Source organism: Bradyrhizobium sp. NBAIM14, assembly GCF_020193895.1.
Classification (GTDB): domain Bacteria; phylum Pseudomonadota; class Alphaproteobacteria; order Rhizobiales; family Xanthobacteraceae; genus Bradyrhizobium; species Bradyrhizobium yuanmingense.
Genome location: NZ_JADYVQ010000022.1, coordinates 1 through 26,696, shown reverse-complemented (window position 1 = coordinate 26,696; position 26,696 = coordinate 1). Strand labels below are relative to the sequence as shown.

Annotated in this window: 36 protein-coding genes; 21 read left to right on the top strand and 15 right to left on the bottom strand. The window is 61.2% G+C overall.

What is annotated here, in order from left to right:
* The first annotated feature begins 133 nt into the window (after positions 1-133).
* On the top strand, positions 134-1,735 hold the full coding sequence (locus I6F28_RS32285) for a winged helix-turn-helix domain-containing tetratricopeptide repeat protein (protein ID WP_225130342.1): 1,602 nt from the start codon (positions 134-136) through the stop codon (positions 1,733-1,735).
* Positions 1,736-2,026: 291 nt separating this feature from the next.
* Here the strand turns inward: I6F28_RS32285 and I6F28_RS32280 are convergent, their stop codons facing one another.
* The 3 genes from I6F28_RS32280 to I6F28_RS32270 all read right to left on the bottom strand — a co-directional run bounded on the left by I6F28_RS32280 (position 2,027) and on the right by I6F28_RS32270 (position 4,634).
* Complete coding sequence (locus I6F28_RS32280) at positions 2,027-2,326, bottom strand: hypothetical protein (RefSeq protein ID WP_225130341.1); 300 nt, start codon at positions 2,324-2,326, stop codon at positions 2,027-2,029.
* Positions 2,327-2,382: 56 nt separating this feature from the next.
* Complete coding sequence (locus I6F28_RS32275; RefSeq protein WP_225130339.1) at positions 2,383-2,793, bottom strand: hypothetical protein; 411 nt, start codon at positions 2,791-2,793, stop codon at positions 2,383-2,385.
* Between the two features lie 281 nt (positions 2,794-3,074).
* Complete coding sequence (locus tag I6F28_RS32270; protein ID WP_225130337.1) at positions 3,075-4,634, bottom strand: winged helix-turn-helix domain-containing tetratricopeptide repeat protein; 1,560 nt, start codon at positions 4,632-4,634, stop codon at positions 3,075-3,077.
* Between the two features lie 172 nt (positions 4,635-4,806).
* Between I6F28_RS32270 and I6F28_RS32265 the strand changes: the two genes are divergently transcribed.
* Positions 4,807-5,082, top strand: a complete 276-nt coding sequence (locus tag I6F28_RS32265; RefSeq protein WP_225130335.1) for a YjiS-like domain-containing protein — start codon at positions 4,807-4,809, stop codon at positions 5,080-5,082.
* 61 nt (positions 5,083-5,143) lie between these two features.
* The gene (locus I6F28_RS32260) at positions 5,144-5,992 is read left to right on the top strand and encodes an SDR family NAD(P)-dependent oxidoreductase (RefSeq protein ID WP_225130333.1); all 849 of its coding nucleotides are present in this window, start codon (positions 5,144-5,146) and stop codon (positions 5,990-5,992) included.
* Between the two features lie 385 nt (positions 5,993-6,377).
* Here the strand turns inward: I6F28_RS32260 and I6F28_RS32255 are convergent, their stop codons facing one another.
* Complete coding sequence (locus tag I6F28_RS32255) at positions 6,378-6,821, bottom strand: hypothetical protein (protein ID WP_225130331.1); 444 nt, start codon at positions 6,819-6,821, stop codon at positions 6,378-6,380.
* A 200-nt stretch (positions 6,822-7,021) separates the two neighbouring features.
* Here I6F28_RS32255 and I6F28_RS32250 point away from each other — a divergent pair, with 200 nt between their 5' ends.
* Complete coding sequence (locus I6F28_RS32250) at positions 7,022-7,834, top strand: hypothetical protein (protein WP_225130329.1); 813 nt, start codon at positions 7,022-7,024, stop codon at positions 7,832-7,834.
* A gap of 85 nt (positions 7,835-7,919) precedes the next feature.
* Here the strand turns inward: I6F28_RS32250 and I6F28_RS32245 are convergent, their stop codons facing one another.
* Positions 7,920-8,105, bottom strand: a complete 186-nt coding sequence (locus tag I6F28_RS32245; protein WP_225130327.1) for a DUF3606 domain-containing protein — start codon at positions 8,103-8,105, stop codon at positions 7,920-7,922.
* 135 nt (positions 8,106-8,240) lie between these two features.
* Here I6F28_RS32245 and ligD point away from each other — a divergent pair, with 135 nt between their 5' ends.
* From ligD to I6F28_RS32225, 4 genes are all read left to right on the top strand, one after another.
* Positions 8,241-9,164: a non-homologous end-joining DNA ligase gene (gene ligD, locus I6F28_RS32240; protein ID WP_225130325.1), complete on the top strand. Its 924-nt coding sequence runs from the start codon at positions 8,241-8,243 to the stop codon at positions 9,162-9,164.
* Between the two features lie 118 nt (positions 9,165-9,282).
* The gene (locus I6F28_RS32235) at positions 9,283-9,696 is read left to right on the top strand and encodes a hypothetical protein (RefSeq protein WP_225130323.1); all 414 of its coding nucleotides are present in this window, start codon (positions 9,283-9,285) and stop codon (positions 9,694-9,696) included.
* Between the two features lie 15 nt (positions 9,697-9,711).
* Positions 9,712-10,371, top strand: coding sequence for an SOS response-associated peptidase (locus tag I6F28_RS32230; protein WP_225130321.1), 660 nt, complete (start codon positions 9,712-9,714; stop codon positions 10,369-10,371).
* A gap of 82 nt (positions 10,372-10,453) precedes the next feature.
* The gene (locus tag I6F28_RS32225) at positions 10,454-10,630 is read left to right on the top strand and encodes a hypothetical protein (protein WP_225130319.1); all 177 of its coding nucleotides are present in this window, start codon (positions 10,454-10,456) and stop codon (positions 10,628-10,630) included.
* On the opposite strand, the gene I6F28_RS32220 is transcribed toward I6F28_RS32225, so the two are convergent.
* The gene (locus I6F28_RS32220) at positions 10,608-10,781 is read right to left on the bottom strand and encodes a hypothetical protein (protein ID WP_225130317.1); all 174 of its coding nucleotides are present in this window, start codon (positions 10,779-10,781) and stop codon (positions 10,608-10,610) included. The two genes, I6F28_RS32225 and I6F28_RS32220, sit on opposite strands and share 23 nt — an antisense overlap.
* 329 nt (positions 10,782-11,110) lie before the next feature.
* Between I6F28_RS32220 and I6F28_RS32215 the strand changes: the two genes are divergently transcribed.
* Positions 11,111-11,311, top strand: a complete 201-nt coding sequence (locus I6F28_RS32215; RefSeq protein WP_036007627.1) for a hypothetical protein — start codon at positions 11,111-11,113, stop codon at positions 11,309-11,311.
* Complete coding sequence (locus tag I6F28_RS32210) at positions 11,308-11,532, top strand: hypothetical protein (RefSeq protein ID WP_036043971.1); 225 nt, start codon at positions 11,308-11,310, stop codon at positions 11,530-11,532. The genes I6F28_RS32215 and I6F28_RS32210 overlap by 4 nt, the downstream gene beginning before the upstream one ends.
* Here I6F28_RS32210 and I6F28_RS32205 read toward each other — a convergent pair.
* The 4 genes from I6F28_RS32205 to I6F28_RS32190 all read right to left on the bottom strand — a co-directional run bounded on the left by I6F28_RS32205 (position 11,526) and on the right by I6F28_RS32190 (position 13,147).
* Positions 11,526-11,795: a DUF6894 family protein gene (locus I6F28_RS32205; protein WP_036043973.1), complete on the bottom strand. Its 270-nt coding sequence runs from the start codon at positions 11,793-11,795 to the stop codon at positions 11,526-11,528. The genes I6F28_RS32210 and I6F28_RS32205 overlap by 7 nt on opposite strands.
* 126 nt (positions 11,796-11,921) lie before the next feature.
* Entirely contained in the window at positions 11,922-12,170 is a 249-nt protein-coding gene (locus I6F28_RS32200; protein WP_225111967.1) for a hypothetical protein, read from the bottom strand.
* 372 nt (positions 12,171-12,542) lie between these two features.
* Positions 12,543-12,734, bottom strand: a complete 192-nt coding sequence (locus tag I6F28_RS32195; protein WP_109142990.1) for a Myb-like DNA-binding domain-containing protein — start codon at positions 12,732-12,734, stop codon at positions 12,543-12,545.
* A 185-nt stretch (positions 12,735-12,919) separates the two neighbouring features.
* Positions 12,920-13,147, bottom strand: a complete 228-nt coding sequence (locus tag I6F28_RS32190; protein ID WP_225130315.1) for a hypothetical protein — start codon at positions 13,145-13,147, stop codon at positions 12,920-12,922.
* Between the two features lie 130 nt (positions 13,148-13,277).
* Between I6F28_RS32190 and I6F28_RS32185 the strand changes: the two genes are divergently transcribed.
* The 6 genes from I6F28_RS32185 (at position 13,278) to I6F28_RS32160 (ending at position 17,830) form a co-directional block, all read left to right on the top strand.
* Positions 13,278-13,475, top strand: coding sequence for a hypothetical protein (locus I6F28_RS32185; RefSeq protein WP_225130313.1), 198 nt, complete (start codon positions 13,278-13,280; stop codon positions 13,473-13,475).
* A gap of 157 nt (positions 13,476-13,632) precedes the next feature.
* Positions 13,633-13,953 (top strand): hypothetical protein, encoded by a 321-nt coding sequence (locus tag I6F28_RS32180; RefSeq protein WP_109145701.1) that lies wholly within the window; start codon positions 13,633-13,635, stop codon positions 13,951-13,953.
* Between the two features lie 50 nt (positions 13,954-14,003).
* Complete coding sequence (locus I6F28_RS32175) at positions 14,004-14,630, top strand: general stress protein (RefSeq protein WP_036007643.1); 627 nt, start codon at positions 14,004-14,006, stop codon at positions 14,628-14,630.
* 222 nt (positions 14,631-14,852) lie between these two features.
* Positions 14,853-15,038 carry a hypothetical protein gene (locus tag I6F28_RS32170; protein ID WP_036007759.1) on the top strand — a complete coding sequence of 62 codons (186 nt, stop codon included), beginning with the start codon at positions 14,853-14,855 and terminating at the stop codon, positions 15,036-15,038.
* A 151-nt stretch (positions 15,039-15,189) separates the two neighbouring features.
* Positions 15,190-16,476: an NRAMP family divalent metal transporter gene (locus I6F28_RS32165; protein ID WP_225130312.1), complete on the top strand. Its 1,287-nt coding sequence runs from the start codon at positions 15,190-15,192 to the stop codon at positions 16,474-16,476.
* A 139-nt stretch (positions 16,477-16,615) separates the two neighbouring features.
* A complete protein-coding gene (locus tag I6F28_RS32160) occupies positions 16,616-17,830 on the top strand; it encodes a mandelate racemase/muconate lactonizing enzyme family protein (protein ID WP_225142899.1) in 1,215 nt (404 codons plus the stop codon).
* 94 nt (positions 17,831-17,924) lie between these two features.
* Here the strand turns inward: I6F28_RS32160 and I6F28_RS32155 are convergent, their stop codons facing one another.
* Both I6F28_RS32155 and I6F28_RS32150 read right to left on the bottom strand, forming a co-directional pair.
* Positions 17,925-18,203, bottom strand: a complete 279-nt coding sequence (locus tag I6F28_RS32155; RefSeq protein ID WP_036028856.1) for a hypothetical protein — start codon at positions 18,201-18,203, stop codon at positions 17,925-17,927.
* Between the two features lie 295 nt (positions 18,204-18,498).
* Complete coding sequence (locus I6F28_RS32150; RefSeq protein ID WP_225142898.1) at positions 18,499-18,708, bottom strand: hypothetical protein; 210 nt, start codon at positions 18,706-18,708, stop codon at positions 18,499-18,501.
* Positions 18,709-19,031: 323 nt separating this feature from the next.
* Between I6F28_RS32150 and I6F28_RS32145 the strand changes: the two genes are divergently transcribed.
* Positions 19,032-19,448: a hypothetical protein gene (locus I6F28_RS32145; RefSeq protein ID WP_036007763.1), complete on the top strand. Its 417-nt coding sequence runs from the start codon at positions 19,032-19,034 to the stop codon at positions 19,446-19,448.
* 72 nt (positions 19,449-19,520) lie between these two features.
* Here I6F28_RS32145 and rocF read toward each other — a convergent pair whose 3' ends face one another.
* Entirely contained in the window at positions 19,521-20,498 is a 978-nt protein-coding gene (rocF, locus tag I6F28_RS32140) for an arginase (RefSeq protein ID WP_225130308.1), read from the bottom strand.
* 262 nt (positions 20,499-20,760) lie between these two features.
* On the opposite strand from rocF, the gene I6F28_RS32135 reads away from it, so the two are divergent.
* The 3 genes from I6F28_RS32135 to I6F28_RS32130 all read left to right on the top strand — a co-directional run bounded on the left by I6F28_RS32135 (position 20,761) and on the right by I6F28_RS32130 (position 22,465).
* Positions 20,761-21,021: a hypothetical protein gene (locus I6F28_RS32135; RefSeq protein ID WP_036007657.1), complete on the top strand. Its 261-nt coding sequence runs from the start codon at positions 20,761-20,763 to the stop codon at positions 21,019-21,021.
* Positions 21,022-21,349: 328 nt separating this feature from the next.
* On the top strand, positions 21,350-21,484 hold the full coding sequence (locus I6F28_RS37555) for a hypothetical protein (RefSeq protein ID WP_260343353.1): 135 nt from the start codon (positions 21,350-21,352) through the stop codon (positions 21,482-21,484).
* Between the two features lie 765 nt (positions 21,485-22,249).
* Positions 22,250-22,465, top strand: a complete 216-nt coding sequence (locus tag I6F28_RS32130) for a hypothetical protein (RefSeq protein WP_225142897.1) — start codon at positions 22,250-22,252, stop codon at positions 22,463-22,465.
* A 545-nt stretch (positions 22,466-23,010) separates the two neighbouring features.
* Here I6F28_RS32130 and I6F28_RS32125 read toward each other — a convergent pair.
* Positions 23,011-23,199, bottom strand: a complete 189-nt coding sequence (locus I6F28_RS32125) for a hypothetical protein (RefSeq protein ID WP_225130304.1) — start codon at positions 23,197-23,199, stop codon at positions 23,011-23,013.
* A gap of 186 nt (positions 23,200-23,385) precedes the next feature.
* Between I6F28_RS32125 and I6F28_RS32120 the strand changes: the two genes are divergently transcribed.
* Positions 23,386-24,219, top strand: a complete 834-nt coding sequence (locus tag I6F28_RS32120; protein ID WP_050992072.1) for a metal-dependent hydrolase — start codon at positions 23,386-23,388, stop codon at positions 24,217-24,219.
* Between the two features lie 5 nt (positions 24,220-24,224).
* Here I6F28_RS32120 and I6F28_RS32115 read toward each other — a convergent pair whose 3' ends face one another.
* Positions 24,225-26,162: an adenylate/guanylate cyclase domain-containing protein gene (locus tag I6F28_RS32115; RefSeq protein WP_225142896.1), complete on the bottom strand. Its 1,938-nt coding sequence runs from the start codon at positions 26,160-26,162 to the stop codon at positions 24,225-24,227.
* Positions 26,163-26,696 lie beyond the last annotated feature (534 nt).

Below are 26,696 nucleotides of genomic sequence, written 5' to 3'. Positions count from 1 at the left end.
TCACTTCGGGTCCGCCCCGAACTGCTTGCCGCAAGATGCGCCTGCGCGCTCAACTGATGACTTACATTTTCCTTACCGGCAGCTTATTCTTCGTGCTCAAGGGCTTCAGAGCCCCCCCAGAAGGAATGGCAGCTTGCGTTATCTCTTTCAGGATTACGCACTGGACACCGACCGGCGCGAACTGCACCGCGCAACGAACACTGAGCGGCGCGAGCTGTGTCGAGGCGCCGACTTGATCCCCGTCTCGCCGCAGGTGTTCGACCTGCTCCATTACCTGATCCGCAACAGGGAACGCGTGGTCAGCAAGGACGAGATCATCAGCGCAATCTGGAACGGCCGCATTGTCTCGGATGCCGCGTTGACGACCCGCCTCAATGCCGCCCGGACCGCCATCGGCGACAGCGGGGAAAAGCAGCACTTGATCAAGACACTGCCGCGCAAGGGTTTTCGCTTCGTCGGCACGGTCCATGAAGATCATTGGCGTGCGGTTGCCGCTACACATGGCAGTACCGACACGTCCCGCCTCGCCCCTGCACCTCGTCTTTCCATTGTGGTGCTGCCCTTCGCAAACATTGGGGGTGACAGCGAGCAGGACTATTTCGCCGACGGCGTGACGGAGAGCCTGAACACGGACCTGTCGCGCATCAGCGGTTCGTTCGTGATAGGCCGACACACCGCATTTGCCTACAAAGGCAAGCCGATCGATCTCAAACAGATCGGACGCGAATTGAACGTCCGCTATATCTTGCTGGGGTCGGTTCAGCGGGCCGGTCGCCGGCTTCGCGTCAACGTACAGCTGGTCAGCGCCGAAACGGGTAACCAACTTTGGGCAGAGCGGTTCGACAAGCTTTTCGTCGACCTTTTGGACCTGCAGGACGAAATCGTATCTCGGCTGGCCAACGCGCTGAATGCCGAACTGATTGCAGCCGAGGCGCGGCGAGCCGAGAGCACCGCAAACCCGGACGCGATAGATCTGTATTTCCGAGGCAGAGCCATCTTCAACCGGGGGCATACCCCTGAGCACCTCACGCAAGCACAGCGCTTCTTCGAACGTGCCCTGGCGCTCGATCCGGCCTGCTTGGAAGCCTTGGTCGGCAGAGCGGAGGTCGACGTGATTTTATCAGCGAATTTCATGACGGACGACGCGGCCCCTCGTCTCGCAGCGGCAGAAACGCTGTTGGGCAGGGCCTTGTCGTTGGCACCACAACACGCCATGGCGCACCTGCAGCTCGGTCTCGTTGAGATCAACACAAATCGCGCCTCGCATGGCATTGCTGCATGCGAGCGAGCGTTGGCACTGGACCGCAATCTGGCCGAGGCTCACGCGTGGATCGGTCTGGCGAAAATATACGTCGGCCGGGCGGAGGAAGCCGAGGCGCACATCCTTGAAGCGCTCCGGCTATCTCCTCGTGACATAAGAGCCTTCCGTTGGCTGATCGTCATTGGCGGAGCCAAATTGCACTTGGGTGCCGGCGAGGAAGCCGTGGTTTGGTTAAGGCGAAGCATCGAGGCCAATCGAAATAATCCGCTTTCGCACTTCTGGCTCGCCGACGCGTTGACGCGGATTGGCGAACTGGATGAAGCGAAGGCAACCGCGCAGGCAGCCCTAGCACTTGATCCGACCTTCACCATCCGCCGCTTGCGCGACACCGCGCCCAGTAACAATCCGACCTTCCTTGCCGGCCGCGAGCGATTTTACGGGGGTCTGCGCCTAGCCGGGGTGCCGGAAGGTTGATTGTCCGCTTCGGGTCAAAATCGTCGGTCCCGACCGCTGCAATCGGCTTCCGCTCTACACCCGACAGCCGACGCCCCACCGAGCATTCCGCTGGGGCAGGGATGGGTCGATCGCGACGGTCGGCCGAGTTTAAGTTAAGCCCGGTCTACCCCTGACCGCTGACATTTCGTTGGCCATCGGCTGCGACGCGATGGGCCAAAACCAGACATCGACAGGACGATGCCCACATCATGGTAGCTCGTCAGCGGCGACAATCCGGCGCACCTCTTCTCTTTGCGCTTATCGCGCGCTTCAATCCCAATCCATCCCGCCAATGACGCCAAGAAACCAGCCGCCCAAGAAAGCGGCGGTAAACGCCGCGAGGTTGAGTGCCACAGACGGGCCAAAGTCCTGCTTGTCTTGAACATGATGAAATGCGAGCAGCGCGAGCGCAAAGATCGCCGCGCACATCGCCGGCCAAAGCGCCTGTTGCCGCGCTTTAAGCCGCTGGGCCGAGGCAGCCCCCTGAGAATTCTGTGATAAAGTCCTGGATCGACGAAACGATGCCACGGCGCTCAAGACGACTACGATCAGAAAGGCTGTGAAGTACACCAGACTTTCTCCTCCATGCCAGCGGTTAGTGCGCCGGCGCGGCCGTCGCCCTTCGGTCAAAAGCTGCCATCAGGACGTGGAAACCCTCGCCCTTTCGGAGGTGCCTGTTCGATACAGGTCTTCGCCCGGGCGACGATTTCCTTTGGCGATAGCTCCTTGAGAATGCGATCGCGTTCATTCCCAAAAATGAAAGCAAGCTCCAAAAGGCGTTCACGTTCTCCTTCAGGCTGACGTGTGTCCAACCTTCTGAAAGTCGTCGACGCGTTCTGGTGGTTGATCTCAGCGTCGTTCGCTTTCTGTCGCAGCGCAGCGTCAGTCGGGACTTTGCCGGTTTCCATAAGGTTGTCCGCGACAAAGATGGTCGTCGCGCAGGTGAGATGGACGTCCTCCTGGGGAGAACAAGCCGCTACCGATAAGCTCGTAGCAGCAAACAGAGCTAAACCGACGGTTTTGCAGAGAGGGATCACACTTAATCTCGGTTCTGACCGGTGGACCAAAATGCCGACAACGCCACCCCACTTGTGGGTTGCACAGCAGCACTCCGTCAACCGAGAACACGGTGAATGCTCAATTTTCCATGAATAGAGGAAGTCTGCTACGGGTCATAGGCTGACTTAGGCAGCTTGCTAGAGCTGTTCGGGTCACGCTTAGGAAGCAGACATCGCTGCGCTCAGGCGCTCAGTCCGCCCGGGCCAATTGCACTTGCGTCTCGCGCTCAATCACCTCGGCTGCACAGGCGATCATGAGCTTACTCTGGCAACCCGGCCTTGCGAAGTCCTTCGACCAACAGCTTCGCGTTTGACTGCCCGCCCCGCGCGATGAATGCTGAGATTGTAAAGGCAGGATCAACCGCAAGCACATTCGCCGCCGCCTGACGGGCCTCGGCCTCACGTCCGAGATGAGCAAAAGCGGATGCTAGATAGCGGTAAGCCACCAGATCGGAGGGGTTCTGACGAAGGGCCTTCTTCCCTGCGGCGATGGCTGCATCAAATCGACGAAGCTCAACAAGGGCACTCCCCATCCCAGCAAACAGCAGGTGTAGCCGCGGATCTACCGGGCTCACGCGAATGGCCCGTTCAAAGCTGCGGATCGCTTCCTCGTACAGTCCTGCTATTCTGTAGATTTGGCCTCTGCAACTCCATACCACAAAGGAATTTGGGTTGAGCGCAACCGCCCGGTCAATTAATTCAATCTCAGTTTCGCAATCGCCGACCATGAAGGCTGATGTCGCTGCAGCCAGCGCCAGCGTATCTGGATCATCATCGTCAATATCCAAAGCCCAACGAAGAAGCCGAATTGCTTCCTTCCTGTCGAACTGAGGATCGACTGCATAGCCCCACAGGATGTTCCGCAGGTGACAGGTAGCTGCGAGTGCCGCGACAAAGCTGAACCGAGGGTCTAGCTTTAAAGCTCCATGCGCCAGCCTGATCGCCTCGGCCAAACCTTCGCGGGTTGTCAGGTAATACTGCTGCATAGCACGGAGATAGAAGTCATAGGCGGTGAGGTTCTCCGGTCGCAGCCGCGTCGCCAATCCTATTTCCGTTTGGAGCAACTTTGGCTGAATGGCTGAGACAACCGCGACCGTGACTTCGTCCTGCAGAGCGAAAACATCCGTCAGGTCGCGCTCGAACCTGTCCGCCCAGATGTGCGCGGCTGTAACCGCGTCAATCAACTGCCCTGCGATTCGAACTTTCCCCGCCGCCTTGCGCACAGATCCTTGAAGGACATAGCGCACGCCAAGCCTGCGTCCGACCTCCGTGATGTCTACAGCTTTGCCTTTGAATGTGAAGCTCGAATTGCGCGCGATCACGAACAACCATTTGAACCGCGAAAGAGCAGTAGTGATTTCTTCCACCATTCCGTCTGCAAAGTAGTCCTGTTCGGGATCGCCGCTCATGTTCTCAAACGGCAGTACGGCAATAGAGGGTTTATCGGGGAGCGCGAGTGTAAGTTTCTCTGGTTTTACCCTGTTGTCAGTGACTGCCCGGCTATCACCCGCTTCTTCTCGCACTGGCCCGATAAAACGGAAGCCCTTCCGCGGCAACGTCTTGATGAGGCGCTGTTCCTCCCCTGTGTCACCAACCGCGCTGCGGGCGACATTGAGGCGGGTCGTCAACGCTGCATCCGACACGCTGCGCCCATTCCAAATGGCACTAATGAGGTCGTCTTTGCTGACGACGCGCTCCCGGTTGCGGATAAGGTACTCTAGCAGGTCAAAGACCTGCGGTGCCACGAGGACAACATTGACGCCGCGAGTTAGCTCGCGACGGTCGGGATCCAATGCGTAGTCCTCGAAGAAATAACGCAAGCTATAAAATTCCCTAGATCAGAGGCCGCGGTCACAAGTCAGCGCTTTGGCCACGGTGGAAACGGCAAGAATAAGCTGCCGGTGAGGAAAATGTAAGCTGCGCGTCAAGCACGCCTGTCGATCTCCTGGCACCCTGCGCGGGTGGAAAACACCGTCCGAGGGAGACATCGCAATGAGCACGACCTACAGCACGACCTGGCTGGAAAGGACATCCGCATCGACACGTTACACCTCTCGTCTCATTCGGAAATACCGGGATGCCTTTCAGGAGCGGCGCGATTGTCTGAAATTGCGCTCCGCCTTGTCCGGCCTAAGCGATAGGGAGTTGATAGACATCGGCACTACGCGCGGCGAGATCGATTACGTTCTTTCGAACCGAGATATCGACCCGCGAGGTATCTGGAGCGGGATGATCCTGGATGCTTCCGATTCGTTGAAAGTGCGGTGAGCGTCAGCTAAAACTTGGCGTTGTAGCGCGAGCGTGTCCGCTCGCCTGGAGGAGAATGCGCGTGAAGGAACTGGCGGGAAAGACAGCATTCGTGACCGGTGCGGCGTCGGGCATTGGACTGGGGATCGCGACCGCTTTCGCCCAGGCTGGGGCGAAAGTGATGCTTTGCGATATTGAAGAGGCGGCGCTGTCCGAAGCGCTCGAGCAACTGCGGCTCACTAATGTCGATGTCGACGGCGTGAAGGCGGACGTCTCACTCAAAGCCGAACTCGCGGCTGCGGCCGAGGCCACGACAGCCCGCTACGGCAAGGTCCATATTCTCGTCAATAACGCAGGCGTCGGCGGCGGTGGGCCCTACGGCACCTGGACCGATGCGTCGTGGAATTGGACCTTGGGCGTCAACCTGATGGCTACCATTTGGGGGATCGAGATCTTCGGGCCGTTGGTCGAGCAGCATGGCGAGGGCGGACATATCGTCTCCACAGCGTCGCTCGCAGGCCTCATTTCAGGAGCGAGCACTGCATACAACGTTTCAAAGTATGGCGTTGTCGCGCTGTCCGAGGGGCTGCGGCAAGAGCTCGCGCCCCGCGGAATTGGCGTATCGGTGCTGTGTCCTGGGTACGTCCGCACTCAAATCATGAACTCAGGCCGCAACCTCCCCAAGCGCTTCGTCGGGGCAGTCCGTGCCCCGCCGACTTCGGGCCCGATTGCCGAACGGATCGACCAGATCCGGGAACGCGTCGCTCAAGGTATCGACCCCCTCTATGTCGGCGAACTCGTCCGCGAAGGCGTCGAAAACGACTGGCCCTATATCTTCACCGACCTCGAATTTGAGCCGATGGTCGAAGCGCGCTTCGCCGGAATCAAGCTAGGCTTTGACCATATTCGCGGGCGCACCCCAAAGCGTTGAATGCGCAGAATTTCTCCTACCTTATCGGTCTTTTTTATGTGGTCATGGCGCTGAAACGATTCTGTCGGTCATCACGCCATGTCCGCTCCGGGTCACAAGCTGAAATGCTCTGGCTCTTAGAAGATGTCCACTCGGCCCCCAGCAGCCGACATCGGCTGTCAAAAGCCCGCGGTCTCCTGCGGGCTCAAGCTTCAAGTGTTCCTTATTCGGGTCAACGCCCGATAATCATCTCGCCTGTTCGGGCCCGCTGGGACCGTTTTGGGCGGTGCTTTCACTTGCACTGCGCTCTCGGGCTTGTATGCAAGCGCCTCGGCGATCCATCGCGGCCATTCGGGTTTCGGCGCTGGCTGAACCCGCGTTTGAAGCAACTTCCGAAGTATGTCGCTCATGCCTGCTCCTGCGATTGCAACCAAAGCTCTTCGTAAGAAGCATCGCCGTCGCGCACCGCGCCGACGCTACCGAGGACACTGATCGGCGCTTGCTGCACGCTCTCCTCGATATGCGCCTCCATCGTCACGTCGTCGCCAGGATGCACGATGACGCGCTCGATGCGGTGAACGAAGCGAATGGGGTTGTCATCTTCGCTCGTGATCGGCTGCAACGGCTTGCCCCATCCCCGGTCGAGGATGGCGTTGGCCGCCATCACGCGGGCATGGGCGGGAGCTTCCTTGTCGCGCATGATCTGCACGAGGGTCTTGATGGCGAGGTTCGTATGCGTCCGCGCCAAGGATTTGATTTCAGTTAGCGTCCGCTGCTTCAGGGCGCGGCGAGCCGCCGCCCTGGCGAGAGCATTTTGGGAAAGAAGGTTGTAGTTCACCGCTTCGGTCATGGGGGAAATCCATCTGAAAATTACTCCGGTCAATCTTGGATCGAGACACAAAAAACCCGCGTCGGAAAACCGGCGCGGGCCAAAAACAAACTCGTCTCGATGATGCTATTCTGACAGTGTTTTGCCTGACGTGTCAAACCGGGGTGTAGCCGTTCCAATGCATATTGCGCCTCTCAGCAACCCAGCGTAGAGACATTGGCATGGGGGACAGAAAGCGACGCAAACAAGCATTCCTTGCCGCACATCCGATCTGCTGCTTTTGCGGCGGTAAAAGGCCTGCTGAAACTGAAGATCATGTACCCGCTCGGGGTATCTTCGACGAGCGAAGATGGCCGGACGGCTATAACTTCCCCGCTTGCAACGCCTGCAACAACCTCACGCGTCACGACGAAAAGATCGTCGCGATGCTCGCCCGCATCATGAACGCTAACGATCTCACCACGGAGACGCAAAATCGCGAGATGCGTCGCGCCATGGCCGCTGTACACTACGCCTTCCCGGAAGCGTACAAAGGCATGCGGCTCTCCGCAAATGAGGTCCGACGCTTTCTTAAAGAGACCGGGCGATCCATAGACGGCTATCAGACACTCGGGGACTTTCCGCTTATCTCAATTGGTCAGCCAGAATTTTGGCAGGCGTTGCGGGCTTTTGGCACCAAACTGTTCTGCGCGCTGCACTACAAACACGCTGGGCGGATCGTTCCGGTTGAGGGTGTAATCGTCATACGATTTTTCAGCAACGTTCAAGTGATAGACGGCAAGATTCCGAATGAGATACTTTCGGTGCTGGGCCGGACGCCTATTCTTCAGCGCGCAAATACCAGCCTTCACGAGCAATTCGACTACGAATACCAAGTGACAGTGGACAAGTCGATGAGCCTATTTTTATGCGGCTTTAGGCGATCATTCGCACTACTCGGGCTGGTCTGCGATACTGACGACCTTCCAGAGGCGTTCAATGAAGACATCCAGGCGGGCAAGTTTCGCAGCAAACCGTTTATGCATCCCGGCTGATGCTGGTTCCCCGACCGGTTCATCGCCTGATGATGTCCACCTTATCACTTCCTGATCCCAGCGCACGGCCGCGGAAGTTGTTGGTTTACCGGCCCAACTTCCGCTCCACCTTCTTCCGGCTGCTGCCCACCTTCTTGACCGCCTTCTTCACCGCCGAGGCCGAGCGGCGGGTCTTCTTCGCCTCGTAACGAACCTCGTAATCCTGCCCGCCCGCTACGCGCGCGCGGTCCTGCTTGCGACCACGAGCGGTCGCCTTCTTCGCCTTAGCCATATCGCACCTCCATGCCTTGCGAAAACGAATGGAGATTCAGTTTGTTCCTTGTGTCTCGTTTGGTCGCGCCGCGAGGCCGGAACGAATCCCCGCAAAAAGATTCGAATCAAATGAGTTGTTGCGTGGAGTGATTGAGTGGCGTCCCAGCGTCAGCGAAGGGCACCGGCGATCGGCGTCAAGGCGCCCTTCCCGGGCTTTATCGAACCGGCCTTGGCAACCTCCGTCCCGAGGGTGCCCTCCGGAGATCGGTGGATTCACGAAATCAAATTCGACGGTTATCGCGTCCAGATGCATTTGGCGAACGAGGCCGTGACCATCTACACGCGCCGTGGGCACGATTGGACCCGGCGCTTCAAGAAGGTCGCCGAGGACGCGTGGCACATCAAGGCAGGCTCGGCGATCATCGACGGAGAGATTGTCGTCCCGGCTGCTGACGGTACGACCGATTTCTCGGTGCTTCAGAATGAGCTCAAGGGCACGTCCTCCAAGATCGTACTCGTGGTTTTCGACCTCCTCTATCTCAATGGACGAGACCTCCGCAGCCTGCCGCTGGTCCAGCGCAAGGCCGAGCTGAAGAAGGTCGTCGCCGGCACCGACGTGCAGTTCAGCGAAAGTTTCGAAATGGACGGCCGCCAGATGTTCGCCCATGCCTGCAAGGTCGGGCTGGAGGGCGTGGTCTCCAAAGTTCGCGACAGCGTCTACAACTCTGGCCGGAATAACAACTGGACGAAGACGACGTGCGCGCAACGCGAAACCTTGACCATCGCCGGCTTCGCGCTCGATGAAGGCAAGTGGGACGGCGTGTATCTCGGCCGCCGCAAGGGCGATGATCTCATCTACGCCGGCAAGGTCGACCACGGCTTCGACAAAACGTCAGCCGCCGAACTGCGCAAGCGCCTGGAGCCGCTACGACGCAGGACGCAGCCTTACGCCAAGCGCATTGCGCACAAGGGTACGTGGGTCGAGCCAAAACTGCTTGCTGAAATCGAGTACCGCGCCAAGTCGGCTGAGGGAAAGGTGCGGCATCCATTCTTCAAGGGATTGCGGGAGGACCTGTGACAGCGAACGGCCAGGCATGGTTTTCCACAGCCACGAGAGGCAGTAGCTCGCCGGCTCCGTCGCCTACTAGGAATCGATAATTTGCCAAACCCTGTTGGCTCATGCCTTTGATACCCGGATGTCCACAAAGTCGCGCCAATATCTCTTCGGCACTCAGATCAAGATGGCGGCCGAGCGCGCCAGAGAGGCGCGCAAGGAAGCTGACAAGCTGGCCTGTGTGGCGTGGAACAGCCGGATGCTCGGTTACAAGGGACCGGCGCAGCCCTCGCCGACCATCGGCGATGCGATCAATGGAGGATACCCCTACCTCGAGGTCCGCTGTCATGGCTGCGATACCAATCAGACCATAGCACTCGAGATCATTCGGCGACCAAAGACGACTCCGATCCACGAACTTGAACGCTACATGCGCTGCAAGGATTGTTCGCAGATGCGAGGGCACCCCTACAAGCGCAGCGAGCTTGTGGCGCTGCGGCCAACAAAGATTTCAGCCAGCCAACCGCCTACGACCTGGTGGCCGGGCGAGCGATAAGAGACAATCCCACTCATGTGCAATCTATATTCGATTACGACCAATCAGGTGGCCATCGCCGACCTCTTCCGCATCGTCCGTCGCTACGAAGGCAACTTGCCGCCGATGCCCGGCGTCTTTCCGGATTACCCCGCCCCCGTCATTCGCGACGCGGGCGGCGAGCGCGAGCTGGTGATGATGCGCTGGGGCATGCCGCCGCCGCCCCGCACTGGCGGGCCGCCCGTCACGAACATCCGCAACACCTCGTCACCCCATTGGCGAGCCTGGCTCAAGCCCGAGCACCGCTGCCTCGTGCCGGCGAATAGCTTTGCCGAGTACGCGCCGGAGCCGAATCCGGAAACCAAGAAAAAGGACGTCGTTTGGTTTGCGCTCGCGGAGGCGCGACCTCTGTACGCGTTCGCCGGCATCTGGACCACGTTCAACGGTGATCGCGGGACGAAGTCTAAACCCATTCCGGGACCGCATCAGGTCTATGGGTTTCTTACGACTAACCCGAACGCAGTGGTTGAACCGATCCATCCCAAGGCCATGCCGGCGATCCTGACGACCGCTGAGGAGTGGGACGTGTGGCTCCGGGCACCTTGGGACGAAGCGAGTGCGTTGCAGCGGCCGCTCGGAGACGACGCCCTGAAGATCGTCGCGCGAGGGACCGAGAAGGAAGACGTGATCGCTTAAAACAGGTTCGAGCGCCCCCACCAGGAACAAACGGCAACCCATCGCGTTCCCTCGCATGCACGGATCAACGGACGATCCCCTGTTGGCGCGCGCCGATGCCGCCCTCCGCGAAGCCGAGCGGCTTCGCCTCGCCTTGCTCCGCGAGCGCTCCATTGCACAAGCCATCTGCGACAACGCCGCGCAAACCCGCACCCTGCAGGCCGGCCTCTCGCCGACCATCGCGATTGCGCTGACGGTCAACGCTCCTCGTTCGGCGTAGCGTCGCCCTCGCCCTGGAAAGGCTCGTGCGTCCTGCGTCCCAGAAACGTATCGGGTGGCGATTGCTTCAACAGCTCGCGGCATTCGCGCACGATCTGGCGCATGTATTCGGTCTGCTCGTGGTCGGCTGGCAACGGCCGATAGACGGTCATCGCGGTGCTCCCTTACTTTGCAGGCGGGAGCGCGCTCGGTCTCTCAGCCACCGACGCCTACGGACAAAGCCTTGGCCGGTGATGCAACATCAACTAACAGAGGTCGCTTCTGTTCAATATTGAACTTTAGGACTCGCGCGGCGCAAATTGAGTAAGCCGCTCAACACGCTCAAGCTTCTCGCGAAAATTAATCCGCGCACCATATCAAATGATGTGACTCCGCTGTGCCGGAGGCGTAAGGTAAATTCATCACCGCAAGGCCCGTGGCATCGATCGGTGATGAGAACGCCAGTTGCGCTCCCGCCCTACTCTCATGAGGGAGCACGCCCATGCAGAAGCGGCGTCGTTTCAAACAGACCACCACGTTGCGCGAGAGACTCGCGGACGAAGCGGAGCGCTGCCGCGAGGAAGCGCGCAAATTGGCCCCTGGCCCCCGCCGCGACATGCTGCTGCGCCAGGCGCGCCGCGACGAAACCGCCATGCAGATCGATTCCTGGCTGCGCTCGCCCGGCCTGAGGGCGCCGACATGATGCAATATCGCGCTTATCTCATCGGCGAGAACGGCGTCTTCCGCTCCGCCGAAGCGTTCGAAGCCCCGTCCGATTCCTCCGCGGTCGATTTTGCGAAGCGGTTCACACGGCTCGGCAAGGTCGAGGTCTGGCAGCTCGGCCGAAAGATCGCGGTGCTGGACTCCGAGCAGCTTTGCCCGCCCCTGCCCGAGCCGTCCCGCCCGACGCTGACGCGTCAATGACCGCGTGACTGCGGGCGCGACCTGAGATCTTCGATCTGGAAATTGAACTTCACCTGCATGACCGGGCCGCTCGCATCGCGCACCTCGATCGCCATTTCCTGCCGGTCGCCGGTGGGCGGCGCGCCGAGCATCGCATCGCGCGCAAGGTCGGCGACGGACTTGGCGGCCTCGGCCTGAACCGCACGCGCACTGGACAATTCCAGTCCCTCCTCGTCCAGCGCAATTCCCTTGTCGTCGCGAAGGTCAAAGTAATATCGCGTCATGACCGTAATCCTCTTGCCCCCTATAGCGCAGAGGGCAAGCGAAGGTTGCAAAGAACCGCAAAAAATCACTTTGGAAATCAGCAGGTTCCGGGAACACCGGGCGGCACGCGATCGGGCCGCGCCGGCTCACTCCTCCGCGAGCTTGTGCTCGATATAGGCGTCCACCGTCTCGGCGAACGAGCGCTGCACGCCGACCGCGGCATCGTGCTGGTCGAGCGCGTCGCGTTGGAGCACGCGCAGACCCCGCCCGCGCATGCTTAACGGTGCGGTGTTCAGGTACTGGTCGATGGCGCCCTTGGCAAGCGGGATGGCCTTGGGATCTCCCCTGGCGATCAGAAGCCGGAGCAGGCTCTGGCATTCGGCCAAACCGGGCATGGCGTCACTCACCTCTGCTGCGATTTCGGCTTCGGCCGCTGCGCCGGCTGGGTATGCGTTCCAAACAGCGCCAGCAGCAGCGCGACTTCTTCCTTCGAACCGATCTGGATCATGATTGTCTCTCCGTTTCGCTTTGTTGGTCGGCCCCGGCCGGCGCCGAGTTCAGGACGATCTGGTTTCAGCACTGTTTCAGGCGTGTTTCGTCATCGCCCTGGGCTTGGCGGAAAAGGAAAAGCCGCCCTGAGGCGGCCAGTTTGAGACTTTCCTTTTTTGGCTATTTCTTGAGGGCGTCAGAGGCGTCCCGCGCTGCGTCCTTCACATCTCCAGCGACCCGCTGACCGAGTGTCGACGAGTCCACGCCCCCAGCACGCGCTATTTGCCGCGCCTCTGCATGACGCCGCGCAGCGCGATGCGGTGCTGCCAGGCCCGCACCCGCACGGCGGCTTCGCTCCGGTTGAGCTCTGCGGCAATTTCGTCGGGGCGGCGTCCGGCTTCGGCCAGCGCTTTCAGCCGCTCATGCTCGTCCGCCGTCCACCGCTTCAGCAAGGGATAGCGTGATTGCATGGTCGGAGTTGGCTCACCCGTCATTCAAGTGCGACGACAATCGACCGGGACGGACCAAGTTCCTATCTGGCCGCGCGTGGCGGACCGACACTAATGAACTTTGCAAAAATAAAGCCCGCGGCGGATCGCTCCGCGCGGGCTTTGTTTCGAGCGCAGGCTCGGGTGAGACTTTCGCTCTCAGTGCATCAGTTCGAGGTGCAGACCTTGACGGTCTTCATGCCGGCCTCGGCTTCAGACCTGGTCTTGTACACGGTGTCGCCGCTGACGACGGTCGTTTCCGTGGTCGTCGGCTTCGACTCGGTGATGGTGCACTTCTTGGTCTTGACGTCCTGCACCACGTAGAACGTTTGCGCAAACGCGGGAGCCGCAACCGACGTCAGCACGGCCGCGGCAATGATCGCCTTGATGTTCATCGTGTCCTCCTCCAGCAGCCCGGTCCTCCAGGCGTGTGTTCTACAAACCCGACAAATTGCCACTTGTTCCCGGCCATCGCCCCCGAACCAACTCCGGGGGATTGCGTTAGCACGCAAACAGGAGGCTTCGATGCTGGACGTGCGGCTGATGACAACTTCCCTGGCGCTGCTGGTTGCACCGATGAGCGTGGCGCTGGCTGAGCCCGTCAAGGAACAGGCCGCACCTGTGGTTCAGGGCGCCACCGAAGCCCGCCCCATCCGCGTGATCCTTCCGGCGCCGTGGGAGCCCACCAAGGGCCAAGCCGAGTCTGTGCAATCTTCAAAGTAGCAGGTGGCGGACGCATGTCCGGCCGCGGCGGCAACTCGCTCGTCGTCGTTACCAAGAGCCGCGACCGAAGAGCCGCAGCAAACTCATCCAAACCAATAGCAACCAATCCGACTCTCACTTGTTGTCGCCCGCACAATCACTTGCAGGAGACAACAACATGAAACGTATGACAGTGCTGGCCGCAACCTTGGTGCTGCTCGGTTCGGTGCCCGCGGGCGCCCAATCGCAGCCGGCGCAAAGCGGGCCGGGCAACAACGCCGTGAACAGCTCCGACCAGAACAACTCCAACGCGCCGGTCGCGGGCCGCAACAGCTTCACCGAGGGACAGGCGAAATCGCGGATCGAGGGCGCGGGCTATTCCAACGTCTCCGGCCTCCAGAAGGACGACAACGGCGTCTGGCGCGGCAAGGCCGACAAGGCCGGCACCAAGACCGACGTCAGCGTCGACTTCCAGGGCAACGTCAACCCCGCCAAGTAATTTCCGCCAAGTAATTCGCGCAAGTCATCCGCGAGCAAGGAGATCCAGACATGACGACGACCATCTCTCGCCTGTACGACAATTACGCCGATGCCGAGCGGGCCGTGACCCGGCTCGAAAGCGCCGGCGTGCCGCATTCCGACATCAGCCTCGTCGCCAACAATTCGGACAATTGGTACGGCTCACGCTCCGGCAAGGTCGATCGTGACCGCGACGGCACCGATGATCGCGCCGAAGGCGCCGGCACCGGTGCCGGCATCGGCGCTGGGCTCGGCGGCGCCGCCGGCCTGCTCGCAGGCCTTGGCCTCCTTGCCATCCCGGGCCTTGGTCCGGTGGTCGCGGCCGGATGGCTCGCCTCGACCGCGGCCGGCGCGGCTGCCGGCGCGGCCACCGGCGGAATCATCGGCGCCCTGACCGAGGCCGGCGTCTCCAGGGAAGACGCATCGCGTTATGCCGAGGGCGTCCGCCGCGGCGGCACGCTGGTGTCCGCGAGGGTGCCAGATCAGGACCGCGCGCGCCTCGATGCGCTTCTGCACGAGCGATCGGTCAACCTTCAGGAGCGCAGCGCCGCATGGCAGAAGTCCGGCTGGACCGACTTCGACGCCGCAAGCCCGCCATTGTCGCCGGAGGATGTCGTCCGCGAGCGCGAATTGTACGGAATGGGCTCACGGCGATAGACCGGCAGAGCTCCGACACGACAAAGGCCCCGCGGTGCGGGGCCTTTTTGATGTCGACGACCGGTCATCACGCCGGCACGGTCGATTGTGCCATCTTGCCGGTGTTTTGCCCGACGGGTCAAACTTTATCTCAAATGCCGCAAAGCGGATTGGCCGAAGTGAAATCTCTTCGCCTCATGCTGGGACATGTCGCCTGGACGGGGCAAGCCGGAGAGACCTTCGATGTATTACGTCGCCGCTGCATTGCTGGTGCTGTCGGGACTGTTCTATTCCGCGAGCCGTCATGAGCTCGGCCAATTCGGCGCGGACGTGTGCAGGTATGGCGGCACGTTCTGCGACAACCCGGTGGTTCTCTTCACCGGCGCGGCGCTGGCCGCGGCCTGGGGCATGTTCGTCAGCATCAGGTAGGCCGATGATGGCAATATAGCCCTGTTTTGCCCGACGGAGCAAACTCGACTTAGCCTTTTCGGAAATCAGCCGCCCGCTTCGGCAGCGGGAACTTATGGCAGTCGATTCGCATTTGCTAAAGACGACGTCCCGCACCCGTTCGAGCCCGTTGATGAGCGACAGCGCCCTCACCCCGACGAAATCCGCGCCGACGCTGTTGCAACGGCTGGGGCCCGGCCTCATCACCGGAGCTGCCGACGACGACCCGTCGGGCATCGCCACCTATTCGCAGGCCGGCGCCCAATTCGGCTTCGGTCTGTTGTGGACCGTGTTTCTGACCACGCCGTTCATGATCGCGATCCAGCTCGTCAGCGCGCAGATCGGCCGCGTCACCGGCAAGGGGCTCGCCGCCAACGTCATGCGCGTCGCGCCGCGCTGGGCGGTGCTGGCGCTGGTCTCCATGCTGGTCGCCGCGAACACGTTCAACATCGCCGCCGACATCGCCGCGATGGCCGAGGCGCTCTCGCTCGTCATCGGCGGCCTCAACCACGAGCACGCGCTGATCTTCGCGGCCGGCTCGACCCTGCTGCAGGTGTTCGTGCCCTATCGCCGCTATTCGCCGGTGCTGAAATTCCTCACGCTGGCGCTGTTCGCCTATGTCGCGACCGCCTTCACGGTGCAGATTCCCTGGAGCACAGCGCTGCTCGCCGCGGTCTGGCCGAAGCCGAATGTCAGCGCCGATTATCTCCTGATGGTGGTCGCCGTGCTCGGCACCACCATCAGCCCCTATCTGTTCTTCTGGCAGGCCTCGCAGGAGGTCGAGGAGATGAACCAGGGCGAGCGCGACAAGCCGCTTCGCCAGCTCAAGCGCGGCGGCGATCACGAGCTCGACCGCATCAAGACGGACACCATCTCCGGCATGCTGCTCTCGAACGGCATCGCCTTCTTCATCATCCTGACCACCGCATCGGTTCTGCACGCCAACGGCGTCACCAATATCGGCTCGGCGACGGAAGCGGCAGAAGCGCTGCGGCCGCTGGCCGGCGATTTCACCTTCGCCCTGTTCGCGACCGGCATCATCGGCACGGGCCTGCTCGCCATTCCCGTGCTGGCGGGCTCGGCGGCCTATGGCGTTGCCGAGATCTTCGGCTGGCGCGCCACGCTGGAGGCCAAGCCGGACGAGGCGGCCGGCTTCTACACCATCATCGCCGCGGCAACCCTCATCGGCTTCGGCCTCGGCTTCACCGGCATCGACTCGATCAACATGCTGGTGTGGAGCGCGGTGCTCAACGGCATCGTCGCCGTCCCCATCATGGCGATGATGATGCTGATCGTCTCGAACCGCACCATCATGGGCCGCTTCAGGGCTCGCTCCTGGCTGATCGCGCTGGGCTGGCTCGGCACCGCAGTCATGGCGCTCGCCGTTCTCGCTTTGCTCGGCTCGTCGGTGATCGGCTGACGCAAGGCCTGCTTCGGACGCGCTGCCGCGCCGCATCTCTGCATCTTCCCGCCGCCCCGCGCTTGGCTTAACAATGCGGTCCGGGCCCGGCTCAAGATCGGGCTATAAGAAAAGCCCGGCCGGGCGAGTAGGGAGCGACATGACCAAATCTTCAAAAGCAACGAGCCTCGAGATCCTCGCCTGCGATGCCGGCTGGAGAAACTATCATTTCGTCAAGCTGACGACCGAGGACGGCATCGTCGGCTGGAGCGAATTCGACGAAGGCTTTGGCTCGCCCGGCGTCGGTGCGGCGATCCAGCGCCTCTCGGCGCGTGTCGTCGGGCAGAACGTCTTCCAGCACGAGCGCATCTTTGCCGAATTGTTCGCGGCGACGCGTCCTGCGGCCGGCGGCGTGGTGGCGCAAGCGCTCGGGGCGATCGAGAATGCGCTGCTCGATGCCAAGGCGAAATCGCTCGGCGTCCCCTGCTATGAGCTGCTCGGCGGCAAGATCCGCGACCGCGTCAGGGTCTACTGGTCGCATTGCGCCACGTGGCGCATCAACCACCCGTCCTGGTACAAGCCGGCGATCGAAACTCTCGACGGCGTCAAGGCGATGGGGCGCGAGGTGCGCGAGAAGAAGTTCACCGCGCTCAAGACCAACATCTTTTCCTATGACGAGGGCAAGCCGACCGGCTGGCGTCCCGGATTCGGCTCGCCCTTCGCGCCCGAGATCAACGTCGACCGCAAGATCCTGCGCGACCTGCATATGCATCTGGAAGCGATCCGCGACGGCGCGGGCCCCGACGTCGACATCCTGCTCGACTGCAACTTCAACGCCAAGACCGAAGGCTACTTGAAGATCCTGCGCACCATCGCCGACCTCGACATGTTCTGGGTCGAGATCGACAGCTTCAATCCGGAAGCGCTCGCCTACATACGCAAGCAAAGCCCGCACCCGATCTCGTCATGCGAGACGCTGCTCTCCTTGCGTGAATTCCTGCCCTACTTCCACGCGCAGGCCATGGATGTCGCGATCATCGACACGCCCTGGAACGGCGTCTGGCAGTCGATGAAGATCGCCGCGGCGGCCGAAGCCTTCGAGGTCAACGTCGCCCCGCACAATTTCTACGGCCATCTCTGCTCGATGATGAACGCGCATTTCTGCGCCGCGGTGCCGAACCTGCGCATCATGGAGATCGACATCGATCGTCTGTCCTGGGATCGCGAGCTGTTCACGCACGAGCCGGAGATCGAGAACGGCCATCTCATCATCCCGAACCGGCCCGGCTGGGGCACCGAGCCGAACGAGGAAGCCTTGCGGGCTCATCCGCCGAAGACGAGTGGCGGCCTCCTCAACTACGGCCGCAAGAGCTGAGAGGCTGAAGCATGATCCGGAAAAGTGTCTAGCGGTTTTCCGAAAAGATCATGCTCAAACGATAACCTAAAGCGCGATGACGATTCATCGCGCTTTACGGCGTCACGGGATTGACGGTTGGAGACGTCTTCGGCCGCTGCGGCTCGATCGGCGATTTCGGATCGGTCGGGAGCACCAGGGCGCCAGCGGCCCGTGCCGCTTCACCCGTGGTCGCGTACATCGCGACGTGGGCCGGCTGTGTCTTGGCCCGGCTCCACGGGCCGTGGTCGACGATCAGCATGGCCGCAATCGTCACGCCCGCCACGATCAACGCCATCACGCCGGGGTGACGCAGGGCTCTGGACATGGAGTACGCGAAGCGACCATATGTCATCGAAGGGTCCGCAATCTTCCTATCGCAGGTTAATTCGGTCGAGCCCCCTCTGGTTCCCCTACTGTTGCAGCTCGTAGCGTTGGGCGATGCCGCGCCGGTCGTGGCCTCGCGCGAGGCGACGGGGTTGCTGCGTGGAGTTCCCGGCTCGGGCACTCCGGGCGCAAGCTCTATCCCTCGCACACGACGCGCAAAACCGTCACGATGGTCGCCGAGATGAGACATGAAATCGCAAGCAGGGTCCAACTCGGCCTCGTGCTCGTGCGGGCCACGCGGACAACGAGCATCTTCATGCACGTCAACATTCATCCCTGGGAAGGCGGTGCAGGTAGGCTATCCCGAAAGAGGCGAGCTCTTCGGTATCGCTTGGGTGCTCTTCCCACCTCCTCTGCAGATGGCGTTCCAGCAGACAGCGCCTCGTGTCGTGCGCGGCGACCTCGGGGTGCCGCGCCCGGTACACCGTCCAGGCGGTGTCCGCGGCGTCCTTCAAGACCTTGTCGTCGTCCATGCCTGCTCTCCGGAAATCCGAACCTCGTGGCGTCCCAACTTAAGGACACGCTCCAAAGTTTCCGGTTTTTCCCGGCATTCGACCATTTAATGATTCAAGGGCGATTTGATCGGATTCTTTCTCGGCGCGCCGCGCGCCGCTCGGGGCAGTCCCGAACCTCTTGGTCGAACTGATGGGAACGGCGGGCGTCGCCGTCCAGGCCCGAACTCTCCGTGACGCCGTCCCGACGCCGAGCACCCATTGGCTCTCGCCACCGGCCAGCAGCAACCATTGCTTATTCTTCCCGTTATTCCCTGGGGCAATGTGATGTGAGAGGTATGTTGATGAAGAAGATTGCAATGTCAGCCCTGATGGCCGGCGCTCTGGGCCTGAGCTCGATCGCAGCAACGTCTCCCGCCGAAGCCCATTGGCGAGGTTGGGGACCTGGCATCGCCGGCGGCCTGGTCGCAGGCGCCGTCATCGGTGGCCTTGCCTCCTCCGCCTACGGCTGGGGACCTGGCTATGGCTACTATGGCGGTCCCCGCTATTACAGTGCCGGTTACTACGGCGGCCCCTACGCCTACGACTACGGATACGACGAACCCTATCGATGGGGCGGTGGCTACACCACGACTTACTACACGGCGCCTGTATCCTACGGCTATCGCTATCGCCGCGTCGTGCGCCCCGCCTACGCCTATTACGGCGGGTCCTATCCGGTCGTTCGGCACCACTGGCATCGGCACCACCGCCATTGGTGAGAGCAGCCGATCAGGCGCCACGAGAGCCGCGCTCGACCTGGGCGCGGCCTTTCGCTTGCAGGCCAGCGGCCATCACTCGCCTGGTGCGATGGCATTGCTCGGCGTCGGCCGGTCGGTGATCTGCTGACCGAACAGGCTGCCGATCAATTCGACCGCCGTGCGCGCGGTCCGACCGCGTTCGTCCAGGAACGGATTGAGCTCGACGATGTCGACCGATCCGACGACGCCGGAATCGTGCAGCAGCTCCATGATCAGATGCGCCTCGCGATAGGTGGCGCCACCCGGCACGGTGGTGCCGACGCCCGGCGCCACGGAAGGATCGAGGAAATCGACGTCGAAGCTGACATGCAGCACGCCATTGCTCGCCTTGACCCGTTCGATGACGCGGCGGATCAGGACGGCGACACCGAACTCGTCGATCTGGCGCATGTCGACGATCCTGATCCGGCGCGTGCGCATCAGCTCTTTCTCGAGCTTGTCGATCGAACGCGCACCGAACAGATCGAGCTTGTCCGGGCCGATCGGGGCGCGTGGATCGTCGCCGAGCAGGCCGTCGAGCCCGGGCTCGCCGCACAGGAACGCGGCTGACATGCCGTGCATGTTCGCGGTGATCGTCGTCTCCGGCGTGTTGTAGTCGGCATGGGCGTCGAGCCAGAGCACGAACAGTTCGCGGCCGCGCTCCTGCCAATGCCGCGCCATGGCATTGACCGACCCCATCGACAACGTGTGATCGCCGCCGAGAAAGATCGGCAGCGCACCTGATGTCGCGATCTCGTAGCCTCTGCGGCTCAGAACGCGCGTCCAGCGCTGGATCTCGCGGTAATGATTGGCCTGTTCGGGCGGCCTGTCGGTGAGGTCCCGGACGTCGGCTATGGACAGATCGCCATAATCGACGACCTCGAAATCAAGGCTTTCCAGCAATGTCGCAAGGCCGGCGGTGCGCAGCGCCGCGGGCCCCATCAAGGTGCCGCGCTGCGAAGCCCCCATGTCGATGGGAGCGCCGAGCAAGGCGATGTGCCGGGCTCGATCCGTCATGGTCCGGTCGGTCACGGCTGTCTCCTGACGTCAGCAAGCTTCACCCAGCCTAACAGAGATTCGCGCCCGTCGTTTCCCGGGGAGCGCGCAAGCCGCCGCCATATCATCCGGAACAAAATCCCCTGCGCCGAATTGCTCATCCAAGGCCGGCACCCGCCGTCAATCACGGCGCCTGTCGCGGATAGCCAAAGGTCATGAGAACCCGCTGTTCAAAACGAGCGCTCGCGCGGATAGCCAAAGGTGCCGGCTTCGATCATCACGCCAGGAGGTCGCGTCCTTGAGCACGGAGATACCGCAATCCTCGTCCCAGCCCGGCATGGCCGAGCGTGCCATCGATACGGCCGCGGACGTCTCCCGCACCATTGGTGAAGTCGCCGGAGGCCTGCACGCAGCGGTCGATCGCCTCACTTCCGCAGTCGAGGAATCGCGCAAGCCCGGCGGGGCACTCGCGACGGTTTCCGCGATCACGCGCGAAGCACCGCTTGCCAGCCTGTTCGTCGCCTTTCTGTTTGGCGTCGCGGTGGCGCGCCGGCGGTAGCTGTTCTGCGACCGCCCCCTCGGTGAGACCGTCCTGCGTCAGGCCTGGCTCGGCGCTGCGGTCCGGCCTCGGAGCCGATCTACGTCAGAGCCAAGCGGAGTGCTACTTTTACCAACGAAAGGTCAGCGCCACAGAGTGTGGCGCTAGCATCGCCTTATACGGTCGAGAACGGCTAATCTAGCTGATGCTTCACGAAAGCGGCACTTACGCGAAGCTGCTCGCCCCCGACGAAAATCTCCTCGCTTTATAATAGGAACGTCTCCGTTCCGGATGCTTTCCGGAAAGCAACGAGCCGGAGCTCCGCCAACAGTGCCGTGCTGCTGTTCACTTGCAGGGCAAGCCCGACGGATCGGCCCGCTATGCCGAGCACGTCAATTGCTACGTCCGCAATGGCGCGGAATATCCCAGCCTTGCCGCCCTGCTCCGCGCGATCGAGGCCGAACACGCTTACAACGAGACGTGATATGTAGGTGGTCCTCAGAACAGTCCCTACGCTCTTCTTCACTGGCTCAGATCAGACCCACGATCATCAAGACTCCGATCTCAATCATGAGGAGCGTAGCCGTTGCCGCGGAGATGAGAAACAAATCACCTAATGACAGGTGCATGATTTGCCTCACAATTTGCCCTAGAAGCGGCCCTTACATCCTTGGAACGGGGCGACAGGGCGGGATGATGGGGCCGCTTCTAGGAGGTCCTTGACGCGTTCATCCGGCGCCAAGCGGCCCTCATTCTAATCCAAATTTAAATCTCGTCCAGCATTTAATTCATTTAAAATGTCGTATTATATTAATATTTAATTGCGCCAGGACTTGAACGATGCAGTCCGCTGGGGAATTAGTTTCTTTAGCGAGCTATCTATCTGCCCGAGCACGCGAGGGACACAAGCTGTGGCTGGCGACAGCCGGCAAGCAAGCCTCCTCGGGGCCTGACTGGATACAAGACGATGACCGAATGCTGGCATGCGTGCCAACGAGCGCGTGCGGCTGCTCTCTCTCGCAATGGCACCGAGGGACCAAGCGGTACCTGGATCGATGAGGCGGCTCTGAAGAATCGCCAGACAAGGAACCAGCCCGGCGCCAGCGCAGTGCTCTGCGGGCACAAGCAGCTTTAATCTGCCCGGCGCATGAGATTGGCTTCGGCAAAAAGCGGTGGCGAGCGGGAACGTTGAGACGGAGCTGAGGTTGATCGAAAAAGAAGAGATTGGCGGCGCCAGCTGAGCACACTGATGGACAAGACCTTCGTCTATGATGCGTTGAGGCAGGTCGAGCGCGATGTAGTTGAAGGAGAACGACGCCTTGCAGAGCAAGAGAGAGCGATCCTTCAGTTGAGGCGGGAAGGAAAGGATACCGCTACCGCTGAAATAGAGTTGGACACATTGCGCAGAGCCCAGCGTGTTCTTGATCAGGACCGACAACGCCTCCTTTCGCTGTTACAGCCTTGAACGGGTGACGGCATTCGACGCCTCTGTGCGTTAGAGCATGATCCGGAAAAGTGCGTAGCGCTTTTCCGATGACGATTCATCCTAATCGCATCGCGCTTTGGTGCATCGTGAAAATCGCTGCGGAGCCAAAGCTGACGCGAACCAATGTCCCTCAACGCTGTTGTCTGCGACCGCCCCCTAGTGAGACCATCCTCCGTCAGGACTGGCTCGCGCTGCGGTTCGGTCCCGGAGCCGAGTACCAAAGGCACTATTCGTCGCATTGCCGCGGTGGCACCTGCCAACGGTAGACTTCACCTTGAAGGGTCGAATGCTGAGCGCGGCTCGCGCAAGCGTCCGCCGATTGCGTTCGCGATGTCGCCGTGCTTTAGGCAGCAGCACGGCCGCTTGAGCAACTTGCCAACGCGAACAGCCTAACGTCTGCCGTGGGGTCATAAGCGCGCTTCACGCGCGAGCCGCCCCTTTCCTTGGCACGAATAGCCAGCGCAGGCAGATGCCGCGCAGTCGTTTGAGGGTGCGTTCTGTCAGAAAGCCGGAAAGCCGGGACTTCAGTCTTTTTGTTTCTCGCCTGCGCTTCTTCCATCAGAGCTTTTCGAGCGCTCTTCGAAACGATCAGCGCCCTTAGCTAGATCCTGCCCCATCTTGCTCTCGGTTTTTTCTTCCTCCTTGGAAGCTGCTTCGCGCAAGCCTTCAGCGGCCCGTTTCCCCGCTTTTGATGATTTTCGTTCGTCGTCCATTTTTGGCTCCCTCCTCATCAACATGCTTACCAGCTGCTGGTCCTCAGCTGAGATGGACAACGTTCCAATTAGATCGTCTGAACATGGTTCCAAGTTCCGCGGGGCTCTCAGTCGGATCGCGTGCGACTCCGTCGAATACCGTGATAGAGTAATCACGAAAGCAGAAGCGGTTGTTCGGAGTTTCCAATGAAAGCCAAGTGGGCTCTCTTTGTGAGCTTCTTTCTCGTGATCGTCCCGGGCTATCCCGCAGCCCAACCGGTGGAAGTGCTTTGGCTTGGGCACGCAACGACCCGCATCACTAGTGTCGCCGGCAAAGTGATAGTGATTGATCCCTTCCTCACCAGAAACCCGAAGACGCCGCCTGAGTACCGGGACTTGAAGGCGATTGGAAAAGTGGACCTGATCCTGGTGACGCACGGCCACCAGGATCATATTTCCGATCTCCTCGATCTGGCACGTCTGACGGGCGCCAAGGTTCTTGCCAATTACGAGTTCGGACGAAATCTTGTCGCGCTGGGTCTCCTTGAAGAGAACAACGTCATTGCCATGAATAGGGGCGGCATGGCCGAGCCGCTCGGCCGGGGCGTCAAGATCCATATGGTGCCGGCCGATCACAGCTCGTCGCTCGACTACAATATTCTCGGCATAAGGAACCCTGACCAGTCAGCATCCATCCGGCAAGGCGGAGGGGCCGGAGTTTCCGTTGGCTACGTGATTGAGATGGAGAACGGCTTCAAGGTCTACCACACGGGCGACACCAGCGCCTTTGGCGACATGGCGCTCATTCGGGAGCTCCACAACCCGGACCTCGCGCTGGTGTGCATCGGGGGCTTTTTCACCATGGGGCCTGACGAAGCCGCTTACGCGGTTCGGGAGCTGATCAAGCCGAAAGCGGTGATACCAATACACTACGGCACCTTTCCGGTGCTGAACCGAACCCCGGCCGAATTCAAGAAAGCTTTAGGATCTACTAGTGTCCAGGTCTTGGACGTCGCCCCAGGTCAGGTAATGAGATTTTGAGGCCGCTAATCGGGCACGTTGGCGAGTCTAAGGCCCGTCGCCATGCGTTCCCAATCCGCTAAATCCTTGAAGGGATACCAGAAAGCAGTTCCTCGAATAGAGAGTGGGTCTAGTCCCTGTCGATTCTTCTCGGCCAACGAAAAGATCCGTTCAGCGTCCGCTTTCCGGCCCAAATGGCCGTAGGCGGCGAGAAGTACACGATAAGCCCATCGGTCGTCTGAATTGAGAGCGATAGCCCGCTCCAAGCTTGCCGCTGCACTTTGAAATTGCTCCAACCCGAATTGGGCCAATCCGAGTTCATAAAAGTAAGAAGGTGGGGAGAATGGATTGAGCCGCATGCCATGGAGGACGAGCTCAAGAGCCTTGGCCGGCTGACCGGCTAAGCTCAACGCTCCAGCGAGCGCGACGTAGGCGTTCGCGTCGTTGGGATCCATGCTGATTGCTCGCTCTCCCTCTTTGATCGCCTTCTCGTGCATTCCTTGCTGAGACAGAATGGCCGAAGCGACCTGATGATTGAGGGAAATCGGAGACTGTTGTGCTTTTGTGATGTACTCTTCAGCCTTCAAGCGCGCATCGTGCACCGATCTTAGCCCGAACCTCTCTTCCTGCCATTGTCTCCTTGCAATCTGCCAGTATGTGGCCGCGAGCGCAGCAAAAGCACGAGAGTAATTCGGCTCGATTTCGATCGCTCGCTCGAAGTGGCCGATCGCCTCGCGCGCGGCCTTCGGATTCTGCTGAAGGTACCTGTTCCAACCCTTCAGGAATTCGTCGTAGGCCACCGGGTTTTCGGTGCGCTTGGTGGCGATTTGCCCCTGCTCCTTGGATGTCAACTGAACCGCCAATGTTCGCGTGATCTTGCCGGCGATTTCGTCTTGCAGCCCGAAAACATCTCCCATCGCGCCCTCGTAGCGATCTGCCCAGAGCTGCCCGCCGCTCGCCGCATCGACCAGTCGAACGTTGATGCGAATCCGGTCCGCGGCTCGGCGCACGCTGCCTTCCACCACGTAGCGGACCCCGAGATCCGCAGCGGCCTTTCGCACGTCCACGGCAGTGTTCTTGAAGGTAAAGGTGGAGTTGCGGGCGACGACGAAGAGCCCGGCCACTTTGGAAAGCTCGTTGATCACATCATCGGTAATCCCATCCGAGAAGTATTCTTGGGCTTTGTCGTCGCTGAGATTGGAGAACGGCAGCACGGCAACTGAGGGTTTGTCGGACCGCACCGGGGTGCTGTCGCCCGCGTTCTGCACCCCGCCTCGCTGCTGGGCCCCCATCCACCACACGGCTCCGCCCGCGCTCGCAAGCACCAGGGAAGCGACGGCGATCGCAGCAAGGGCAATGCTTCGCGCCCGCTGCGACGCGCCATCGTGCGCGGTCGGGTCGGCGAAGCCCGTCCGCGCCGAGCCCAGGCTCTCGCTCGAAACAGCGTAGGCCTGGACCGCTCGGTCGATGTTCTTGAGTTTTTTAAGACCCAGATTCTTGAAAGAGAATGGGAGCGCCTTGTGGACCTGCTCGTAGACGGCGCCCGAGATGCACACGCCCCCTGGCTCGGCGACTTCTTGGAGCCGCGCGCCGACATTGACCCCATCTCCAAGCAGATCTCGCCCGCGCGCTACGACATCCCCCACGTGAATACCGATCCGGAACTGGACACGCCGGTCTCGAGCGATCTCTCGTCCCATTTCTAGCAGTCGACCCTGGACCGCAACGCCGCATTGAACGGCATCCACCGCGCTCGGGAACTCCGCCAGGACGCTGTCACCCGCAGTGTTGGCAATCCGGCCCCCATGCTCCTCAATGAGAGTGTCCATGACCTCACGCGCGTTGGCGAGGCTTTTCAAGGTGCCAAGTTCGTCCAGGCCTACCAATCGCGAGTAGCCCGCGACGTCCGCCGCAAAAATCGCGGCAAGGTGCCGCTCAACCCGTTGTTCCTGCCGCAGCGGCATCCATCGTCAGCCTTTGGGGTGCCTGGCAATTCTGCAGCTTGAGATGCAAGGTTTCAAGGCACAGCGGGGTACGAAGCGAAGCTTTGGTACGTGAGGGTCGGCTGTCCGGCGAGTCGACGCCCAGCGGACGCCACCGCTGACACTCGGACCGGCTTGAATCAGGACTGATGTACTCCGTCCGGACCCCAGTCGCTGACGTCCGACCGGTGATCCGTCGTCAGGCAGGAAAGCCTAGCCGGGTACGTTCGAGTAAGGCCGTGTTGGCTCGGGCAGCTCCTTGTCGTCTGCATTCATTCCATTGCGGCAGGTCGGCTTTGGGGCAAAGGCTGCCCTCGGCGGCTCCGGCGACGGTTTCCCCTCAGCCCTCGGAAGCGGACGCTGCGAGCCTAAGACGCGAAGTCAGCGGTGGGCCAAAAGCGGTCATCGGTGCGTTGACCGCATGGCGGGTGAAGACGTGCTAGGTCGTTACCGCACGGAACAGACGCCATTTGTCGGGCACGCCTTTGAGAATGTGGCGGCCGCGCTCCTCAAACG